A 275-nucleotide genomic window follows, 5' to 3' on the forward strand; every position below is an offset into this window, starting at 1 on the left:
GACGGTGAGATCGGCTTTTCGATCGAAGACGGCAAGAAGGTCATGGCGACGCTGCAGAGCGCGGTCGTGAAGCACGATTTCGTCACCGGCAGCACCGACCAGCATGCAATCCACGATCGTACCCTTCACGCCCTTGAGGAAGTTGGATATCGCGGCTTCGGCGATGTGACGGTGATTTCGGATGGCGCCGAAATCCTGAAGCGGCTGCCCCGCGCCATGCCGAAGCCGACGACCCACATCATCGACTGGTTCCATATCGCCATGAAGATCCAGCC

General features: G+C 59.6%; 1 pseudogene. It reads left to right on the forward strand.

What is annotated here, in order from left to right:
- A pseudogene (locus ACWGTI_RS32925) lies at positions 1 to 275 on the forward strand (hypothetical protein); the annotation flags it as partial.

The organism is Mesorhizobium sp. ArgA1 (assembly GCF_053714375.1).